This is a genomic window from Streptomyces catenulae (genome assembly GCF_000718015.1).
GTDB lineage: Bacteria > Actinomycetota > Actinomycetes > Streptomycetales > Streptomycetaceae > Streptomyces > Streptomyces catenulae.
On sequence record NZ_JODY01000019.1, the window covers coordinates 28,062 to 46,455 of the forward strand.

16 protein-coding genes are annotated in these 18,394 nt (G+C 70.1%); 13 read left to right on the forward strand and 3 right to left on the reverse strand.

Annotated features, from left to right (window positions below; translation table 11 throughout):
* Positions 1 to 175 precede the first annotated feature (175 nt).
* From IF23_RS0117850 to IF23_RS0117860, 3 genes are all read left to right on the forward strand, one after another.
* Positions 176 to 1,222 carry an ABC transporter ATP-binding protein gene (locus IF23_RS0117850; protein ID WP_051739678.1) on the forward strand — a complete coding sequence of 349 codons (1,047 nt, stop codon included), beginning with the start codon at positions 176 to 178 and terminating at the stop codon, positions 1,220 to 1,222.
* A gap of 222 nt (positions 1,223 to 1,444) precedes the next feature.
* The gene (locus IF23_RS34630; protein ID WP_211266167.1) at positions 1,445 to 2,734 is read left to right on the forward strand and encodes an alpha/beta fold hydrolase; all 1,290 of its coding nucleotides are present in this window, start codon (positions 1,445 to 1,447) and stop codon (positions 2,732 to 2,734) included.
* Between the two features lie 268 nt (positions 2,735 to 3,002).
* A complete protein-coding gene (locus tag IF23_RS0117860) occupies positions 3,003 to 4,442 on the forward strand; it encodes a M1 family metallopeptidase (protein ID WP_030284821.1) in 1,440 nt (479 codons plus the stop codon).
* Between the two features lie 19 nt (positions 4,443 to 4,461).
* Here the strand turns inward: IF23_RS0117860 and IF23_RS0117865 are convergent, their stop codons facing one another.
* Positions 4,462 to 5,091, reverse strand: a complete 630-nt coding sequence (locus IF23_RS0117865) for a trimeric intracellular cation channel family protein (protein ID WP_030284823.1) — start codon at positions 5,089 to 5,091, stop codon at positions 4,462 to 4,464.
* 95 nt (positions 5,092 to 5,186) lie between these two features.
* Between IF23_RS0117865 and IF23_RS0117870 the strand changes: the two genes are divergently transcribed.
* The gene (locus IF23_RS0117870; RefSeq protein ID WP_030284825.1) at positions 5,187 to 6,035 is read left to right on the forward strand and encodes a thioesterase family protein; all 849 of its coding nucleotides are present in this window, start codon (positions 5,187 to 5,189) and stop codon (positions 6,033 to 6,035) included.
* A 23-nt stretch (positions 6,036 to 6,058) separates the two neighbouring features.
* On the opposite strand, the gene IF23_RS0117875 is transcribed toward IF23_RS0117870, so the two are convergent.
* Complete coding sequence (locus IF23_RS0117875) at positions 6,059 to 6,928, reverse strand: alpha/beta fold hydrolase (protein WP_030284827.1); 870 nt, start codon at positions 6,926 to 6,928, stop codon at positions 6,059 to 6,061.
* 140 nt (positions 6,929 to 7,068) lie between these two features.
* Here IF23_RS0117875 and IF23_RS0117880 point away from each other — a divergent pair, with 140 nt between their 5' ends.
* The gene (locus tag IF23_RS0117880; protein ID WP_030284829.1) at positions 7,069 to 8,238 is read left to right on the forward strand and encodes a cysteine desulfurase family protein; all 1,170 of its coding nucleotides are present in this window, start codon (positions 7,069 to 7,071) and stop codon (positions 8,236 to 8,238) included.
* Between the two features lie 37 nt (positions 8,239 to 8,275).
* On the opposite strand, the gene IF23_RS0117885 is transcribed toward IF23_RS0117880, so the two are convergent.
* Complete coding sequence (locus IF23_RS0117885) at positions 8,276 to 8,938, reverse strand: N-acetylmuramoyl-L-alanine amidase (RefSeq protein WP_037678560.1); 663 nt, start codon at positions 8,936 to 8,938, stop codon at positions 8,276 to 8,278.
* A gap of 54 nt (positions 8,939 to 8,992) precedes the next feature.
* On the opposite strand from IF23_RS0117885, the gene mnmA reads away from it, so the two are divergent.
* The 8 genes from mnmA (at position 8,993) to IF23_RS0117920 (ending at position 18,388) form a co-directional block, all read left to right on the forward strand.
* Entirely contained in the window at positions 8,993 to 10,117 is a 1,125-nt protein-coding gene (gene mnmA / locus IF23_RS0117890) for a tRNA 2-thiouridine(34) synthase MnmA (protein ID WP_030284832.1), read from the forward strand.
* Between the two features lie 477 nt (positions 10,118 to 10,594).
* Complete coding sequence (locus IF23_RS34050) at positions 10,595 to 10,939, forward strand: hypothetical protein (RefSeq protein WP_157848025.1); 345 nt, start codon at positions 10,595 to 10,597, stop codon at positions 10,937 to 10,939.
* A 48-nt stretch (positions 10,940 to 10,987) separates the two neighbouring features.
* Entirely contained in the window at positions 10,988 to 13,258 is a 2,271-nt protein-coding gene (locus IF23_RS0117895; RefSeq protein WP_157848026.1) for a hypothetical protein, read from the forward strand.
* Between the two features lie 15 nt (positions 13,259 to 13,273).
* Complete coding sequence (locus tag IF23_RS34055; protein WP_157848027.1) at positions 13,274 to 13,894, forward strand: hypothetical protein; 621 nt, start codon at positions 13,274 to 13,276, stop codon at positions 13,892 to 13,894.
* 522 nt (positions 13,895 to 14,416) lie between these two features.
* The gene (gene gdhA / locus IF23_RS0117905; protein WP_030284834.1) at positions 14,417 to 15,793 is read left to right on the forward strand and encodes an NADP-specific glutamate dehydrogenase; all 1,377 of its coding nucleotides are present in this window, start codon (positions 14,417 to 14,419) and stop codon (positions 15,791 to 15,793) included.
* Between the two features lie 115 nt (positions 15,794 to 15,908).
* Positions 15,909 to 16,451, forward strand: coding sequence for an LOG family protein (locus IF23_RS0117910; RefSeq protein ID WP_030284835.1), 543 nt, complete (start codon positions 15,909 to 15,911; stop codon positions 16,449 to 16,451).
* Positions 16,452 to 16,555: 104 nt separating this feature from the next.
* On the forward strand, positions 16,556 to 17,245 hold the full coding sequence (locus IF23_RS0117915; RefSeq protein ID WP_030284836.1) for an SDR family oxidoreductase: 690 nt from the start codon (positions 16,556 to 16,558) through the stop codon (positions 17,243 to 17,245).
* Between the two features lie 93 nt (positions 17,246 to 17,338).
* Positions 17,339 to 18,388 (forward strand): methionine synthase, encoded by a 1,050-nt coding sequence (locus IF23_RS0117920; RefSeq protein ID WP_030284837.1) that lies wholly within the window; start codon positions 17,339 to 17,341, stop codon positions 18,386 to 18,388.
* Positions 18,389 to 18,394: the final 6 nt, after the last annotated feature.

The window sequence follows — 18,394 nt, forward strand, 5'->3', positions numbered from 1 at the left end:
TGAAGAGGCGGGTAAGGGGGGCGAGTCCGCGGAGTCTGCCGAGCCCGACGGGGCCGACGTGCCCGACGGCGCTGCATCCGCCGAGTCCGAGCAGCCTGCCGAGGCCGCCGAGGCCGCCGAGGACGCGGAACCTGCGGAGCCCGCCGAGGCCGTAGACGAGAAGCCCGCCGCGCCCGTGGCGTCCGCCGCGGCCGTGCCCGCGCCCCGGTCCGACGCCGACGGAGTGCGTACCCCGCTGCTGCGGGTACGCGGGCTGACCCGGCACTTCCCGATCACCAAGGGGCTGCTCAAGCGGCAGGTCGGCGCGGTCCAGGCGGTCGACGGTATCGACTTCGACGTCTACCCGGGCGAGACGCTGGGCGTGGTCGGCGAGTCCGGCTGCGGCAAGTCGACCATGGGTCGGCTCATCACCCGGCTCGACGAACCCACCGGCGGTACCGTCGAGTTCGAGGGGCAGGACATCACCCACCTCTCCCCGGGCAAGCTCCGCCCGATGCGCCGCGACGTCCAGATGATCTTCCAGGACCCGTACGGGTCGCTGAACCCGCGGCACACCATCGGCGGCATCGTCTCCACCCCCTTCCGCCTCCAGGGCGTCGAGCCCGAGGGCGGTGTGAAGAAGGAGGTCCAGCGGCTGCTGGAGCTGGTGGGCCTGAGCCCGGAGCACTACAACCGCTATCCGCACGAGTTCTCCGGCGGCCAGCGCCAGCGCATCGGCATCGCCCGCGCCCTCGCCCTCAAGCCGAAGCTGGTCGTCGCGGACGAACCGGTCTCCGCGCTGGACGTCTCCATCCAGGCGCAGGTCGTCAACCTCATGGACGACCTCCAGGACGAACTGGGCCTGACGTATGTGATCATCGCGCACGACCTGTCCGTCATCCGGCACGTCTCGGACCGGATCGTGGTCATGTACCTCGGCAAGATCGTCGAACTGGCCGACCGCACCTCGCTCTACACCACGCCGATGCACCCCTACACCAAGGCGCTGATGTCGGCGGTGCCGGTGCCCGACACGAAGCGGCGCACCGAACGCGACCGCATCCTGCTCAAGGGCGACGTACCGTCCCCGATCAACCCGCCGTCCGGCTGCCGGTTCCGTACCCGCTGCTGGAAGGCGACCGAGACCTGCACGACGACTGAACCGCCGCTGGTCTCGCTCAAGGACGGACACAAGGTGGCCTGCCACCACCCGGAGAACGCCCCCGGACCCGGGACGGCGTGACGGCCGTGCCCCGGCGGTGACCGGGGCACGGGAGACAGACGTGCCTCGGGGCGTCGGCAGCGGATGCCGACGCCCCGAAGTCTCTCCGCATTCCCTGCAACCCGCGGTGTCCGGCCGGTGTTCCTTCTGTGAGACGGGACGGCGGACGCTCCCGCGGCGCCGGTGGCGCCGCGCACGGCCGACGCCCTCCCGCGGTCCGGAGAGACGGGAGGGCGTCCGGTCATGACCACCGACACCACGGCCGGGAAGACGGCCGCAGCCGAGCGGGACGGCGCCGGGCCGCGGTCCGGTCAGCCGCTCTGCCCGCAGCCCGGTGGCCCGACGATGCTGCTGGTCCTGCCCCTGCTCGCCGTGGCGGCGCCGACTGCGCCCCCGGCTCCGGCGGCCCTGATCCCGATCCTCCTCCTCGGCCCGTTCCTGCTGCTCAGGCACGTGGTTCCGGCTCCGGTACCCCGGTCCGGAGCCGGTGACCCGCTGCGGCACGGCCCGCCGCCCGTCTGCCGATCGGCCCGCCCGCCCGGCCACCGTCCGCCGCGCCTACGGCCCGCACGGCGCGGCAGCCGTAGCGCACCACGCCACCCCACGGAAGAGAGAAGCCGCACCATGTCCCTCGACGCCCCGGCCGTCCGGCACCCCGACGGCGGCTACCACCACGTCAACGGCCACCGCCTGTGGGTGGAGAGCGAGGGACAGGGCGATCCCGTCCTGCTGCTCGCCGGGCTCGGCCCGGCCGGATCCCATGTCGTCTTCCACCCACACTTCGACGCACTCGCCTCCGACCACCGCGTCCTCTACGTCGACCTGCACGGACGCGGCCGCTCCGACGCGCCCGACGACCTCACGGAAGTGACCTTCGCCCGCGATGTCGCCGACATCGCCGCCCTCCTCACCACCCTCGACCTGGGCCCGGTCCACCTCTACGGCTTCTCCTACGGCGGGCTGATCGGGCAGGCCCTGGCGCTCGACCACCCGGAGACGGTGCGCACCCTCACCCTCGCCAACAGCCTGCACAGCCCGGAGATGTGGCAGCTCAACCACGAGAACATCAACCGCGAGCTGGCGTTGCAGTTCCCGGAGGTGTGGGAGCGGATCACCGCCCTGCGGGAGCGGGGGGTGCCCTCCACGGATCCGCGGATGCAGGCCGAGTTCGCCGCCGCGGCGAGACTGGTCCGCTTCCACCACCCCGACCACGCCGCGCTGCTCGCCACCGAACCGGGCGCCCGCAACCTCGCGCTCTACCCCCTCTTCTGCGGCGCCGACGTCGACTTCACCGTCGGCGGCGAAATCCTCCACATCCCCGACTTCCGGCCGCGGCTCGCGGAGATCGAGGCACCCCTGATGGTGCTGGCCGGACGGTACGACCGGGCGCTCTACCCGGCCCTGCAACGGGAGTTCGTCCACCGGGCACCGCGCACCCGCTTCGAAATACTGGAGCGCAGCGGCTCGTTCGGCCATGTCGAGGAGCCCGAGACGGTCCACGCCCTGCTGCGCGCGTTCTGGAAGGAGCACTGACCGTGCCGGGCACCGGCGCCAAGTCCCCTTCCAATCCGCCCACGACGCCCGCCGTGCCAGACACCGGCCGGGCCGGATACCGACCATGCCGGTCCTGCCGACGCTCACCAGCTGAGGGGCGCGGGCCCGCTCCGCCGGGCGCCCCGGTGGCGGCAAGTGGCCGTCCCGCATGACGAGTTGGCAAAGTTCCGCGCCGGGAGCGGCGGCGCCGTGCAGAGTCGGCCCGCTGGAACCCCAGCATCCGTGTGTTCGAAGAGATGGGCTCACCATGGCACTCTCCGTATCCGCACTCCGCCGCCCCCGGCTGCTCGCCCTGGCCGCCGCCTGCACCGTCGTCGCCACGATCTGCGGTGTGGCCACCGCCCCCGGCAGCGTCGCCGCGCCGCCCGTCGGCACCCCGGGCGCACCCGGCGCCGGCGACACCTACTTCCCGAACCTCGGCAACGGCGGCTACGACGCCCTCCACTACGACCTGGGCGTCAGCTACCACCCCTCCTCCGGCCGCCTCGACGGCCGCACCACGCTCACCGCCCGCGCCACCCAGAATCTGAGCGCCTTCGACCTCGACCTCCAGAAGCTCGATGTCGCCGCCGTCCGGGTCGACGGCCGCCCGGCGCGTTTCAGCAGATCCGGCGACGAGATCACGGTCCGGCCCGCGCGGATGCTGCGGGACGGCCGCACCTTCAAGGTGACCGTCACCTACAGCGGTGTGCCCCGGCCGCTCAGCGGGCCGATCGTCTTCGGCTCCCAGTACGGCTGGATGAAGACGAAGGACGGCGTCTTCGTGGCGTGCGAGCCGAACGCCGCCTCCACCTGGTTCCCCTCCAGTGACCACCCCGGCGACAAGGCGACGTACGACATCCGTATCGACGCGCCCAAGGGGCTGACCGGTGTCTCCAACGGGCGGCTGATCGCATCCGGTGAGCGCGGCGGCCGCTCGTACGCCCACTGGCGCGAGAGCCGCCCGATGGCGACGTACCTGGCCACCGCCACCATCGGGAAGTTCGACGTCCGCACCGGCACCACCCCCGGCGGCACCCCGATCTACGTCGCCACCGATCCGACGCTGCCCGCCGGGAAGATCGACGTCTACGGCGTCACCGCGGCGGCCACGGACTACTGGTCGAAGGTGTTCGGGCCGTACCCCTTCGAGGAGACCGGCGCCATCGTCGACGACATGCCGCAGGCGGGCTTCTCCCTGGAGGTGCAGTCCAAGCCCGCCTACTCGGCGGTCCGCAGCGAGTCCACCATCGTCCACGAGCTGGCCCACCAGTGGTTCGGCGACTCCGTCTCCGTCAAGGACTGGCAGCACATCTGGCTCAACGAGGGCTTCGCGAGCTACGCGCAGTGGCTGTGGGACGAGCACAAGGGCACCAAGAGCGCCCACGACGCGTTCCGTGAGGCGTACGCGTCGGTGCCCGCCGACGACCCGTTCTGGAAGATCAAGATCGCCGACCCGCAGCGGGACACGATGTTCTCCGCCGCGGTCTACGACCGGGGCGCGATGACCCTCCAGGCGCTGCGCGAACGCATCGGTGACCCCGCGTTCTTCAAGCTGCTGCCCGCCTGGACCGCGGCCCACCGCTACGGCAACGCCGAGACCTCGCAGTTCATCGCGCTGGCCGAGAAGATATCCGGTCAGCGGCTGGGCGACCTCTTCGACGCCTGGCTGAACACCGGCTCCCGCCCGCCGCTGCCGAAGCCGTAGGGCCGCCGCCCCGGCCGGATCAGCCGTCCGAGCCCTCCCGGCTCGGCGACCGGTGCGGCCGGGGCAGGTGCAGCCCGAAGTAGACCGCGCCCATCCGCAGCGCGAAGACCAGCCCGGCGGAGGCGGCGGTGACCGCGGTGCCGCCGATGCCGAGATGGTGCAGGATCAGCAGCAGGGCGGCACCGGCCAACGCGGCGATCGCGTAGACGTCCTCGCGCAGCAGCAGCGGCGGGAACTCCCCGCACAGCACATCGCGGATGACCTCACCGGCGACGCCCGTCAACACCGCCAGGATGATCACCGCGAGCGGGGTGGCGCCCGCGTCGATGGCGGCGCGCGCCCCGATCACGGTGACGACGGAGAGCCCGACCGCGTCGACGACCAGCAGGGATTTCCGCGGCAGCGTCCAGAAGCGGAGATAGACCATGGTGGCGACGCCGACGCAGATGATCACCGTCAGCAGGACCCAGTCGTGTGTCCAGTACAGCGGATGCCGGTTGAGGATCAGATCGCGCAGCGTGCCGCCGGAGATCGAGGCGGCGAAGGCGAGGACCAGACCGCCGAAGGGGTCCATGTTCGCGCGGTAGGCGGCGAGCACCCCGCTCGCGGCGAACGCGGAGACACCGATCAGGTAGAGCATGTGGAGCATCCCGGAATCATCCCAGGCCGCGACGGTGCGGCGGTCCGCCGGGCGCCACGAATTGACACTACCGGTCGGTAACTTTTCGGTGTAGCGTTCCGGCCATGGCACAGGTGACCCTTGGTAACAGCGAGTTCGACCGGGACACGGCCGTGGTGCGCCGCGCCCCGGGGCAGTACGACGCGGAGCTCTCCGCGGGCTGGACGATCATTCAGGCAGTCAACGGCGGCTATCTCCTCGCCCTCATGGGCCGCGCCCTCGGCGACGCCCTGCCGCACCCCGACCCGTTCTCGGTCACCGCGCACTACCTGACCGCATCCGCCCCCGGCCCCGCCACCATCCGCACCGAGGTGGTCCGCACCGGCCGCACCATGTCGACCGGCACTGCCACCCTCGTCCAGACCGCACCGGACGGCACCGAGGTCGAGCGGATGCGGGTGCTCGCCTCCTACGGCGACCTCGGCGCGCTCCCCGACGACGTCCGCACCACCGCCAAGCCCCCGGCGCTGCCCCCGTACGCCCACTGCCTGGGCACCGACAGCGCCCCCGATGGCGGCGCGGCGATACCGGGCAGCACCGCCATCGCCGACCGGCTCGACCTCCGCCTCGACCCGGCCACCGCGGGCTGGGCCGTCGGCGCGCCCTCCGGCAAGGGCGAGATGCGCGGCTGGTTCGGCCTCGCCGACGGCCGCGACCCGGACCCGCTCTCCCTGCTGCTGACCGTCGACGCCATGCCCCCCACCGCCTTCGACCTGGGCCTGGCCGGCTGGGTGCCGACCGTCGAGCTGACCTGCCACATCCGCTGCCGCCCGGCGCCGGGACCGCTGCGCGTCGCCATCGCCACCCGCAACCTCGCCGGTGGCTTCCTGGAGGAGGACGCCGAGGTCTGGGACTCCGCCGACCGCCTCGTCGCCCAGTCCCGCCAGTTGGCCCGCGCACCGCTCGGCGGCTGACGGTCCGCACCGGGGCGGGCCGCTCACGCCCCGGTGTCCGCCCCCGCCGCCAGGAATTCCATCAGCGCCGCGGTCAGCTCGGCCGGGGCGTCCTCCTGGACGAGATGGCCCGCGCCCTCGATCAGCCGGAGCCGGGCGCCGGGGATGCGGGAGGCGAGGTCGCGGCCGCGCTCCGGCGGGATCCAGGTGTCGCGCGTACCCCAGCACACCAGCGTCGGCAGCGTGATCTCGCCGTACCGGCCCTCGACCGCGTCCGTCATCCGCCGGTCGTTCGCCGCGATCTGCCGGTGGAAGGCGGCCCGCCCCTCGGCCGTGCACCACGGCTCCACCAGGCGTTCCAGGACCTCGGGGCGCAGCCCGGTGGCGCTCGCCGAGGCGACGTACTCGCGCACCAGCGCCCGGTGCAGCGCGGGCGGCAGCTGTGTGAAGACCTCCGCGTGCCGCCCCAGCAGCCGGTACGCCGGGGACCCCCAGGGCGCCAGCGCCACCGGGTCCACCAGCGCCAGCCGGGAATACCGCGCCCCGTGCAGCAGATGCGCCCGCAGCGCCACGCAACCCCCGAAGTCATGGGCCACCACGGCCGGTTCGGTCAGTCCCCAGTGGTCCAGCAGCTCGGTGAGGACCACCGCCTGCGCGGCCAGCGAGACGTCCTGCCCGGCGCGCATCTCCGAGGCGCCGTACCCCGGCATGTCCCAGACGAGGACCCGCCGCCGCCCGGCCAGCGCCCGGGCCACCGAACGCCAGACATACGACGAGAACGGCGTCCCGTGCAGCAGGACGACCGGCGGCTCGGCGCTCTCCGCCGGGCCGAGCGCGGCCCAGCGCACCTCACCGGTCGAGGCGGCGAACGTCCGGTCCAGCCGCCAGGGCGCCTCATACGTGGTGGATGTCATGAGCGTCAGGCTAGTGACTCCTTACGAGGGCGTCGAGAGGTCCGGCGGCGGGTCCCTCGGCGGCCCGGCGCGGCGGCGCCCCCGCGCGCCGGACATGCGCCCCCGAGGGCCCGGACGGCCGCCCGTAGAATCGGGGCACCATGGTTTACCTCGACCACGCGGCCACCACGCCGATGCTCCCCGAAGCGGTGCAGGCGATGACCGCTCAGCTGACCGTCACCGGAAACGCGTCCTCGCTGCACGCCGCCGGGCGGCGGGCCCGGCGCACCGTCGAGGAGGCCCGCGAATCCCTCGCCGCCGCCCTCGGCGCCCGCCCCAGCGAGATCGTCTTCACGGCCGGTGGCACGGAGGCCGACAACCTCGCGGTCAAGGGCCTCTACTGGTCCCGCCGGGCCGCCGACCCGGCCCGTGTCCGCGTGCTCGCCAGCCCCGTCGAGCACCACGCCGTCCTGGACGCCGTGGAGTGGCTCGCCACCCACGAGGGCGCCCACGTCGAGTGGCTGCCGGTCGACTCCTACGGGCGGGTGCACCCCGACGCGCTGCGCGAGGCCGTCCTCCGTAACCCCGCCGATGTCGCGCTGGCCACCGTCATGTGGGCCAACAACGAGATCGGCACCCTCCAGCCGGTCCGCGAACTCGCCGACGTGGCCCAGGAGTTCGGCATTCCGCTGCACTCCGACGCGGTGCAGGCGGTCGGCCAGACCGAGGTCGACTTCGCCGCCTCCCGGCTCGCCGCCATGACCGTCTCCGGCCACAAGCTCGGCGGCCCGTACGGCATCGGCGCGCTGGTGCTGGGCCGGGAGTGGGCGCCGGTGCCCGTGCTGCACGGCGGCGGCCAGGAGCGCCAGGTCCGCTCCGGCACCCTCGACACCCCCGCGATCGTGGCGTTCGCCGCCGCCGCCCGCCACGCCGTGGAGCACCGCGAGGAGTTCGCCCGCGAGATCGGCGGCCTCCGCGACGACCTGATCAAGGCGGTACGCGCCGCCGCGCCCGACGCCGTCCTCGGCGGCGACCCGGACCCGGCCGGTCGCCTCCCCGCCAACGCCCACTTCTCCTTCCCCGGCTGCGAGGGCGACTCCCTGCTGCTGCTCCTCGACGCCCGGGGCATCGCCTGCTCCACCGGCTCCGCCTGCACCGCCGGGGTCGCCCAGCCCAGCCATGTCGTGCTCGCCACCGGCACCTCGCCCGAGCTGGCCCGCGGCACGCTCCGCTTCTCCCTGGGGCACACCTCGACCGCCGAGGACGTCGCGGCGCTCGCCGAGGCCATCGGCCCGGTGGTCGAACGCGCCCGGCAGGCCGGACTGAGCTGACCGGAGCCGTACGGGGCCGCGCGCCCGGGGCGGTCCGTTACGCGGCGCCCTTGGGCGGGGTCTTCCTCCGCAGCTCGCCGCGGACCAGCCGCAGATAGCCGTCCCAGTCCCAGTGCGGCCCCGGGTCGGTGTGGTCGGCGCCGGGCACCTCGGAGTGGCCCACTATGTGCTCCCGGTCGGCGGGGAAGCCGTAGCGGCGGCATATCCCGGCGGTCAGCCGCGCCGAGGCGGCGTACATCGCCGTCGTGAAGGACTCCGGGCGGTCCACGAACCCCTCGTGCTCGATGCCGACGCTGCGCTCGTTGTACGCGCGGTTGCCCGCGTGGAACGCGACGTCCAGCTCCCGCACGACCTGCGCGATATGGCCGTCCTTACGCACCACGTAGTGCGAGGCGGCGGCGTGGAGCGGGTTCTGGAAGACCTTCAGCGCCGTCGCGTAGCTGCCCTGGACGACATGGATCACCACCCGGTCTATGCGGTAGTCGTCCGGGCGCTCGGCGCGCCGCCAGTTCGCCGAGGACGCCGCGACCCACTCCACGCCCGGCTGATCGACGGCGCCGGGCGTCCGCGGCTTCGCCGGGCCCGGCAGCCCGCCGCGGGACGCGACGACCCCGGAACCGACGACGACCGCCGCGGCGCCGCCGATCCACAGCGCACGCCGTCTGCTGAGGGCGGACCCGGTCCGCTCCGTCTTCCCCATGCGCTGGACAACGCGTACGGGACTGTCGGTGGTTCCGTCTACTCTGGAGAAGTTATGACTGACGCACCCCGCCTGCGCGTACTCGCCGCCATGTCCGGCGGTGTCGACTCCGCCGTCGCCGCCGCCCGCGCCGCCGAGGCCGGCCACGACGTGACCGGCGTGCACCTCGCGCTGTCCGAGAATCCGAAATCGTTCCGGACCGGTGCCCGCGGCTGCTGCACCATCGAGGACTCCCACGACGCCCGCCGCGCCGCCGACGTCATCGGCATCCCCTTCTACGTCTGGGATCTCGCCGAGCGCTTCCGCGAGGACGTCGTCGAGGACTTCGTCGCCGAGTACGAGGCGGGCCGCACCCCCAACCCCTGCCTGCGCTGCAACGAGAAGATCAAGTTCGCCGCGCTGCTCGACAAGGCCCTCGCCCTCGGCTTCGACGCCGTCTGCACCGGCCACTACGCCACCGTCGTGCTGCGCGAGGACGGCAGCCGCGAGCTGCACCGCGCCTCCGACATGGCCAAGGACCAGTCCTACGTCCTCGGCGTGCTCGACGACCGGCAGCTGGCGCACGCGATGTTCCCGCTGGGTGACACCCGCACCACCAAGACGGAGATCCGCGAGGAGGCCGCCCGGCGCGGTCTGTTCGTCGCCAAGAAGCCGGACAGCCACGACATCTGCTTCATCGCCGACGGCGACACCCAGGGCTTCCTCGCCAAGCGGCTGGGCACCGCCGAGGGCGCCATCGTCGACGAGTCCGGCAACCGCCTCGGCAGCCACGACGGCGCCTACGGCTTCACCATCGGCCAGCGCAAGGGCCTGCGCATCGGCACCCCCGCCGCCGACGGCAAGCCGCGCTACGTCCTCGACATCTCCCCGGTCGACAACACCGTCACCGTCGGCCCCGCCGCCTCCCTCGACGTCACCGGCCTCACCGCGATACGCCCCCGCTGGTGCGGCCGCCCCCCGGCCGCCGGTACGGCCACGTACACCGCCCAGCTGCGCGCCCACGGCGGTGAGACGGAGGTCAGCGCCGAGCTGACCGACGCCGGGGAGCTGCACCTCACCTTCACCGAACCGGTCCGCGGCGTCGCCCCCGGCCAGGCCGTAGTCCTCTACGACGGCACCCGCGTCGTCGGCTCCGCCACCATCGCCACCACCCGCCGACGCGCGGCGGCGGAGGCGTAGGGCCCGCGCCGCGACGGGAGAGGTTCCGTAGCGGCGCACCGGCGCCCTTACGGCTGTGTGGGTTGGCCGTTCTGGCCTTTCTGGAGGCACCGCCCAGGCCCATCACTGCGCCGGTGCCGCGGTCACTGGAAGCCGAGTGAAGCATCAGGCAGTGCATGAACCGTATGCGCGCCGTCTTGGGGCAGGCCACGCTCGTGAGGTGGTGGAGGCCATCAGCCGGACTGAGCGCTTGCACCGCGCGCACGCCTTCCGATTGCCTGCACATCCTGGGACGACGTCTTTTGTACGGGAGTTCAGCGCGTTACCGAAGACCGACCTTGGGCTGTGGATGCTTCACAGCGTCGGACAGATCGCTCGTAGCGGTCTATAGCGGATCCGCTGGATGCTGGCTGAAATATGCCAGAACTTGAAGTGATCTTTGTAAGGTGAGTCACAGAGAGTAATTGGCGGCGACGCCTTGTATGGGGGGAGAGGGTTTTGTCATTCACCGAGACAGAGATCGATGATCCTGCGATGTTGCGCAAGGCGGGCCAAGGAGCCCTCGATCTCGCCGGGGAAACGAAGAAGCTAGGGAGCCGACCGCTCGACGAGACACGTGCTGCGGCCAAGGGGTTCTCGGGCGCTGATTGGGACGGGGGTCTAGGTAAGGCGCTGGGCGAGCTTTCCGAAACCTGGGGTCGGCAGGTCGGCTCACTACAGGCGGAATGTGTCCTACTGGGGGCGCAGTGCGTCGATACGGGCAACGCATACTCCTCTGTTGAGTCCAAGAACTCATCCCTGATGGGGCACGTTGATCAGGGGATGGACTCGCCGTTCGGGTGAAATATTTCACTGATCGAAGGTCAGGGAATATTTGGTTTAGTCAAATCAATGGGGGTTCTTTTGCTGACGTACCGCAGTCTCTACCACATTAATCTCTCAAGCCTCAAGGCGGCAGCGGACGCCTGGGCTGGTGTTCCCAGAGATTTCTCCGGGCTATTCGAAATGTACGGAGATTCCGTAGAGCGGCCATTCAATTCTTCCGGCTGGGTCGGTCCCGTGATTACAGTCCAATCGGCGCGCGCGAGATTGGCTTCTTCCAAGAAGGAATACGGAAATGCGGTCGTCGAGGCCAAGGGGATTCATGGAATCCTGGCCGATGTGTACTCCGAGCTGAAAGAAGCCAAGGAAGAACTGCACCGCCTTGCTGACGTAACCGCGCCATCTAAAGGGCTCCATGTGAGTGAATCAGGGGTGGTTTCGGCCCGCCATCCAGTACGGCCTGAGGGGACTTCCCCCCTGGACCCGCAAGCGTCACCAGAAGGAAAGAAGGCGGTTGAGCAGGACCGGCAGATTTCGGAGCTCGAAGAGAGTATCAAGAAAGTCTTGACGCGGGCATGGGAGGCTGATCAATCAGCTTGCTGGGCGCTGCGGAAGGATGCCGGGGGCAAGAAAGCCCTTGGGTTCAATGAGAAGGGGGTGACGACGAGTCTGGAGTCCGCCGATGCGCAACATGCAGTAGACCTCATGCGTCATGGCGGAAAGATGACAGATCGGCAGATGGATGAGCTACAGCACATCATGCATCGCAATCGAAACGACCCGGAGTTCACCACCGACTTCTACAAGAAGCTTGGGCCAAAGGCCACGCTGGAAACCATCACGAAGCTCTCGCGTGATATGCCTGAATCCGATGATCATCGGCAGAATGTCTACAAGAGCCTCAAGAAGGAAATGGGTGTATCGCTGGCCACGGCGACAGATCCTGGTAATAAACCGCATCTGAGTGATGAGTGGAATTCGCAGCTGCGCAAGGCGGGGTCGGAGCGCATCGGGGGGCAAGTGGATGGTGAGGAGGTGTCCAATTATGGCTACCAGGCACTTGGCGAAATCCTGAAGGAAGGGGAGTACGACCCCCATTTCTTGGTGCCAGTTGCCGAACATGTCACTCAGTTGCAGGAAAAGCATCCCGGTGCTATCCCGAACACTGGGGTTCTGGAGGCGTTGGGGCACAGTCCGAAAGCATCCACGGACTTCTTCAACGGGCCGATGCACGCGTACAGCGAAAATGGTGAGGAGCTTCACGGCAAGCCTGAACTCGGCAAGGGATCCAATGGAAAGCCGATACAGAGCTATTTGGACTACTTCACTGACAAGGGCTACGAATGGGTCCCTGAGTCCACTCCGGAAACCCCGGACACTGCTTTCGGTGACTGGGACAAGCACGACAAGGCGCTGGAAAAAGAGATGGCTAAGGGGCCCGATGCGTTGGGCCATGCTCTGGAGGCCGCGGTCTCGGGGCGGGCATACGACGACGAGGGCGCCGGCCATGTCAAGCACACCGAGGAACAGGCGGGTCTCATGCACAAGGTGGTTGAGAAGTTCGGGAGTCATCCTGAACTCATCGATGCCAAGAAGCATGCGAGCTTGGCGCCTATGGCTGACAGCCTCGGGAACATGACCGCTGATTACATGTTGGACGTCCAACGCGCGATGGGTGGGGAATCAGGAAGCGGGGGAGTATTCCCTTCGACGGGAGCGGATGCGCACCTTTCCGAGCTGAACAACGGCAAGCTTACCGACTTCATCGGCGCCGTCGGCAAGGATCCTCATGCTTACGGTGCGATTTCTCAGGCACAGCAGGCAGCTACCTCGGAAGCTGTTAAGCATGTTATTGCTGAAGGCGGAGGAGAAGTGGTGAAGCGCACGGGGGATGTTGTGCAGCCAGGAGCCGCCGTGGATGGAATTCTTGCCGAGTCGCGCGCTACCGCCACGTATGACGAGAAGATCGCAGACGACAAGGCTTTCAACGATGGTCTGAAGACCGGTGACAAGTGGGCAGGCCGGATCATCGGTATGGCTACCTCGAAGATCCCGGTAGGTGGTGATGCACTTCAATGGGCCATCGAGGACTGTCGCGGTGCGGCCGTCGACAGCTTTACGCATGACTCAAAGAATGCGGCCAAGGAGACTGCTGACTCATACGTCGAGGAGAATCGAGAGAACTCTGCTCAGGCGGCTCGCCGGGCGGCTCTCAACGCGGCTCGGCAGGCGGGGCTTTCCAAGGCCGAGAGTGAGAGGCTTGCGCTTTCGGCCTACAACCAGGCGAATCTGGCCTACGGTGACGGAAGGAACCGTGAGCACGGCATCGGTCGTGACTGAGGAGCGTGATGTGGGATGAAGCGGACGAGAAAAAAAGCCCTCCTGGTGGCAGCGCCTTTGGTGTTGCTGGCAGTAGCGTTGTGTTGGTGGTTCGTGAGGGATACCAGCGAGGGAAAGGAGCGCATAGCATTTCCTGGTTCGGTGTGTGGCGGAGTGCTGAAGGGATCCGACGTCGCATCTCTCCTTCCGGCCGAAGGGGAAGCCTTCTCGGACAGCCGGAAATCTTTCGGAAAATCAGGGAATGCTGAGACGTGTTCTTTTTCGGCAGGCGGGCGAGAGGTGGAGCTCAAGCTTTACTACTATCTTCCGTCCCCTTCGGCCGCCAAGAGGGCTGAAAATGATACAGACTGGTCGACCGGCCATGAGCGGGTGAGTATCAAGCTCGGCGACTCTTCCGGGTACATGGGGGACCACTTCGCCAAGCTCTACATGAACTGCACCAGCCTCCTGGGTGAGAAGTCCGTGATAGGGGTCTGGGCTAATTACTACGGTGAGGCCGCGGAATCCGTCCCGCCCGGCAAGAGAGCACACTTCGGTGACGTTGCAGCAAACGCACTGCGGTATGTCTCCGGCCACGAAGGGCAGGCATGCAAGGAAGCGGCTTCCCTTCCTCAGGGTCCGCCGATCAAGAGCTGACTTCCGGTGGGGGCGCCCTGTAAGGACTCGCAGTGGCAAGAGTCCGGCCTCCGGTGTGAGCCGTCCGCAGTTCCTCGGTGTGTGACGTCCCGTTGTGATCCGGGGTGGCACCGCCGGAGGCGGGTCGGTGCGGCGTTGCATGGTGAGCAGGAGTGCGTTGCCGAGTCCGAACCCTGAAGGTGCCCGATCCGTGGGCCGACGCCCATGGATCGGCACTCGAGAGTGTTCTCAGTGGCTTCTGGGCCCCGGGCGCACGGAGCTGATGTCGGACGGCGCGCTCGAAGCCCAAGGGGCGCCCCGAGCTTCCGGGGGACTGGCCCTGTCCGAGGCGGACCCGGTCGGCCGAAGCAGGATGCACGAGCAGTTGTGACATGAACCCTCGGGGGCCCACTGTCGATGAGGCGACGCAGGGCCATAGTCTCGGTACCGCGACAGGACGTTCAGTGAGCCGCCGCCCCTTTCGATTTCGGATGGAATCGGGGCGCGGGCGGCTTTTCGTCGGTCATGAAGGGATCCGAAAGCATGTCGATTGTTCAGTCCGAGGGCCGTTCCGGGGTTCACCCGGGGTGGCACGAGGCCCTGCACGCGGAGCTGGTCCGGCGGAATCCCGGGGAGCCGGAATTCCACCAGGCGGCGCTGGAGGTGCTGGAGACGCTGGCCCCGGTGCTCGCGGCGCGTCCGGAGTTCGCCGAGGCCAGGATCGTGGAGCGGATCTGTGAGCCCGAGCGGCAGATCATCTTCCGGGTGCCGTGGCAGGACGATTCCGGGGCGATCCGCGTCAACCGGGGCTTCCGGGTGGAATTCAACAGCGCGCTCGGTCCGTACAAGGGCGGACTGCGGTTTCATTCCTCGGTCAATCTCGGGATCGTGAAGTTCCTCGGTTTCGAGCAGATCTTCAAGAATTCCCTCACCGGCCTCAATATCGGAGGCGGTAAGGGCGGCAGCGACTTCGACCCGCACGGCCGGTCCGACGCCGAGGTCATGCGGTTCTGCCAGTCGTTCATGACGGAGCTGTACCGGCATCTGGGCGAGCACACCGACGTACCGGCCGGAGACATCGGCGTCGGCGGCCGCGAGATCGGCTATCTCTTCGGCCAGTACCGGCGGATCACCAACCGCTGGGAGGCCGGGGTGCTCACCGGCAAGGGCCTCGACTGGGGCGGCTCCAAGGCGCGTACGGAGGCCACCGGCTACGGCAACGTCCTCTTCACCGAGGAGATGCTCAAGCGGCGCGGCGAGGAGTTCGACGGCCGTCAGGTCACCGTCTCCGGCTCCGGCAATGTCGCCATCTACACCATCGAGAAGGCCCAGGCACTCGGCGCACACGTCCTGACCTGCTCGGACTCCGGCGGCTACGTCGTCGACGAGAAGGGCATCGACCTGCCGCTGCTCCAGGAGATCAAGGAGGTCGAGCGCGGCCGGATCTCCGAGTACGCCGAGCGGCGCGGCAGTTCGGCCCGGTATGTCGCGGGCGGCAGCGTCTGGGACGTCCCCTGCGACGTCGCGCTCCCGTCGGCCACCCAGAACGAGCTGGGCGCGGACGCCGCCCGGACGCTGGTCCGCAACGGCGTCAAGGCCGTCTCGGAGGGCGCCAACATGCCGGCCACCCCGGAGGCGGTGACGCTGCTGAAGGAGGCGGGCGTCGCGTTCGGGCCGGGCAAGGCGGCCAACGCGGGTGGCGTCGCCACCAGCGCGCTGGAGATGCGGCAGAACTCCGCGCGCGAGGCGTGGAGCTTCGAGCGGGCCGAGGGCGAACTCGCCGCGATCATGCGGAACATCCACGACACCTGCTACGAGACGGCCGAACGCTTCGGCCTGCCGGGCGACTATGTCGCGGGCGCGAACATCGCGGGCTTCGAGCGGGTCGCGGACGCGATGCTCGCCCAGGGCCTGATCTGACGCGTCCGGCGGCCCCGCCCAACGACGTGCGGGGCCGACGGTGCCGGTCACAGATCCGGCACCCGCACCGCGGCCACCCGGGGAGCGCCACGCCCCGGCTCGTAAGCTGGCGCGTATGAACATCTGTGTCTTCTGCTCCGCCGCCGACCTCGACGACCGCTACACCACCCCCGCCCGCCAGTTCGCCGAGCTGATCGGCAAGGGCGGCCACTCCCTGGTGTGGGGTGGCTCCGACACCGGCCTGATGAAGGTCATGGCGGACGGCGTCCAGGAGACCGGCGGACGGCTGATCGGCGTCTCCGTGGAATTCCTGGCGCACAAGGCGCGCGCCGGTGCCGACGAGATGGTCGTCACCCGGGACCTCGCCGAACGCAAGGCACAGCTGCTGGAGCGGGCCGACGCGGTCGTGATCATGGTCGGCGGGACCGGCACCCTCGACGAGGCCACCGAGATCCTGGAGCTGCGCAAGCACGGGATGCACACCAAGCCGGTCGTCCTGCTGAACACCGCGGGCTTCTACGACGGCCTCAAGGAGCAGTTCCAGCGCATGGAGACCGAGGGTTTCCTGCCGCTGCCCCTGACCGAACTGGTCTTCTTCGCCGAGGACGGCGTGGGCGCCCTGGCGTACCTGGAGGAGCAGGCGGGCATCACCGCCTGACCCGGCCGCTCACGCCATACGCCCAGGTCACCGGCTGTCCGGCGGGATGCGACCCGCGCCGGGGCGGGCGGCGGGCGCGCCCGGTGGCTCGTTAGGATCGAGGTATGGGTACGCACTTGATCACGGGCGCAGGGTCGGGCATCGGAGCGGCGGTCGCACGGCGGCTGGCGGAGCGCGGGGAGGACCTGTGGCTGCTGGCCCGGGACGCCGGACGCGCCAAGGAACTGGCCGCGCGGTACCCGGGCGCCCGGACGCTCGTCGGCGACCTCGCCACCCCGGAGAAGCTGGACTGGGCGCTGGGCAAGCAGCCGCTGCCCGAACGCCTCGACTCGCTGATGCACATCGCCGGTGTCCTCGAACTGGGCGCCATCGGTGACCTGGGCGCCAAGTCGTGGCAGCGGCAGCTCGCCGCCAACCTCGTCTCGCCCGCCGAGCTGACCCGGCTGCTGCTGCCGTTGGTCCGCGTCGCCCAGGGCCATGTGGTCTTCGTCAACTCCGGCGCCGGGCTGCGCGCCAACCCGGAGTGGGGCGCGTACGCGGCGAGCAAGCACGGTCTGAAGGCGCTCGCCGACGCGCTGCGCGGCGAGGAGCACGGCAACGGCGTGCGGGTCACCTCCGTCTACCCGGGGCGCACCGCCACGCCGATGCAGGCCAGCACGCACCAGCAGGAGGGCAAGGAGTACGACCCGGCGCGCTGGATCGACCCCGAGTCGGTCGCGACGGCCATCCTCACCGCCGTCGACCTGCCGCGGGACGCCGAGATCAACGACCTCTCGGTCCGCCCGGGGCGCTGAGCCCCGCCCGCCCCGGAGGGCGCCCGCCGCCCGGCGGCGCCCCCGGGCGGGCCGCCCGCCACCGGGGGACGCGCCGCGTCATACGCTTCCGGGGTGAGCGAGAACAGCACGAGTGAGCGCAGCGGCACGGACGGGCGGGGCGGCGCGCGCCCCTGGGGCGCGGGGGCGGCGACCGCCGTGGGCTCGATGCCCGGCGGCGACGCGCGCGAGGCGGTCAAGACCGTCACCGGTTCGCTGGAGACCTTCCCGCACCTGCCGGAACTGCCCGCCCGCGGCCCCGGCGCCGACATGATCGGCCGGACCTGCGGCCTCCTCGTCGAGCTGTACGCCCATGTGGAGCCCAGCGGCTGGCGGATCAGCGACCGCCCCGGGCGCGACACCCGCCGCGCCCGCGCCTGGCTCGGCGAGGACCTCGACGCCCTGGAGGAGTTCACCCAGGGGTACGAGGGCCCGCTGAAGGTCTCCGCCGTCGGCCCGTGGACCCTCGCCGCCGCCCTGGAGCTGCGCGGCGGCGAGGCGGCGGTCAGCGACCCCGGCGCCTGCCGCGACCTGACCGCCTCGCTGGCCGAGGGCGTCCGGGCCCACCTCGCGGACCTGCGGCGCCGGGTTCCCGGTGCGCAGCCGGTCCTCCAGCTCGACGAGCCCTCGCTCACCGCCGTGCTCCAGGGCCGCGTCAAGTCCGCCAGCGGCTACCGCACCCACCCGGCCGTCGACCGCGCCGACGTCGAGGGCGCGCTGCGGAGCCTCGTCGAGGCTGCGGACGGCGTGCCCGTCGTCGTCCATTCGTGCGCGCCCGCCGTCCCGTTCGCGCTGCTGCGCCGGGCCGGTGCCGCGGGCATCTCGTTCGATTTCTCCCTGCTCACCGAGCGTGAGGAGGAGGCGATCGGCGAGGCCGTGGAGGGCGGCACCACACTCTTCGCCGGAGTGGTGCCCGGCGCGCGCGGCCGATTGTCAGACCCTGCCGGTAGCGTCATGGGGGTCAGGACGCTGTGGCGCAGGCTGGGGCTGACGCCGGGGACTCTCTCCGAGTCCGTGGTCATCACCCCGTCGTGCGGGCTCGCGGGCGCTTCGCCCGCATACGCCCGCTCCGTGCTCGCCCATGTCGTCCGGGCCGCGACCTCGCTCGCAGACAACCCTGAGTGACGACCA

Bases quoted from the DNA above. Each gene is read 5' to 3' on its own strand.
- IF23_RS34630 (WP_211266167.1), top strand. From the start codon at position 1,445: ATGACCACCGACACCACGGCCGGGAAGACGGCCGCAGCCGAGCGGGAC.
- IF23_RS0117860 (WP_030284821.1), top strand. From the start codon at position 3,003: ATGGCACTCTCCGTATCCGCACTCCGCCGCCCCCGGCTGCTCGCCCTG.
- IF23_RS0117865 (WP_030284823.1), bottom strand. From the start codon at position 5,091: ATGCTCCACATGCTCTACCTGATCGGTGTCTCCGCGTTCGCCGCGAGC.
- IF23_RS0117870 (WP_030284825.1), top strand. From the start codon at position 5,187: ATGGCACAGGTGACCCTTGGTAACAGCGAGTTCGACCGGGACACGGCC.
- IF23_RS0117875 (WP_030284827.1), bottom strand. From the start codon at position 6,928: ATGACATCCACCACGTATGAGGCGCCCTGGCGGCTGGACCGGACGTTC.
- IF23_RS0117880 (WP_030284829.1), top strand. From the start codon at position 7,069: ATGGTTTACCTCGACCACGCGGCCACCACGCCGATGCTCCCCGAAGCG.
- IF23_RS0117885 (WP_037678560.1), bottom strand. From the start codon at position 8,938: ATGGGGAAGACGGAGCGGACCGGGTCCGCCCTCAGCAGACGGCGTGCG.
- mnmA (WP_030284832.1), top strand. From the start codon at position 8,993: ATGACTGACGCACCCCGCCTGCGCGTACTCGCCGCCATGTCCGGCGGT.
- IF23_RS0117895 (WP_157848026.1), top strand. From the start codon at position 10,988: ATGGGGGTTCTTTTGCTGACGTACCGCAGTCTCTACCACATTAATCTC.
- IF23_RS34055 (WP_157848027.1), top strand. From the start codon at position 13,274: ATGAAGCGGACGAGAAAAAAAGCCCTCCTGGTGGCAGCGCCTTTGGTG.
- gdhA (WP_030284834.1), top strand. From the start codon at position 14,417: ATGTCGATTGTTCAGTCCGAGGGCCGTTCCGGGGTTCACCCGGGGTGG.
- IF23_RS0117910 (WP_030284835.1), top strand. From the start codon at position 15,909: ATGAACATCTGTGTCTTCTGCTCCGCCGCCGACCTCGACGACCGCTAC.
- IF23_RS0117915 (WP_030284836.1), top strand. From the start codon at position 16,556: ATGGGTACGCACTTGATCACGGGCGCAGGGTCGGGCATCGGAGCGGCG.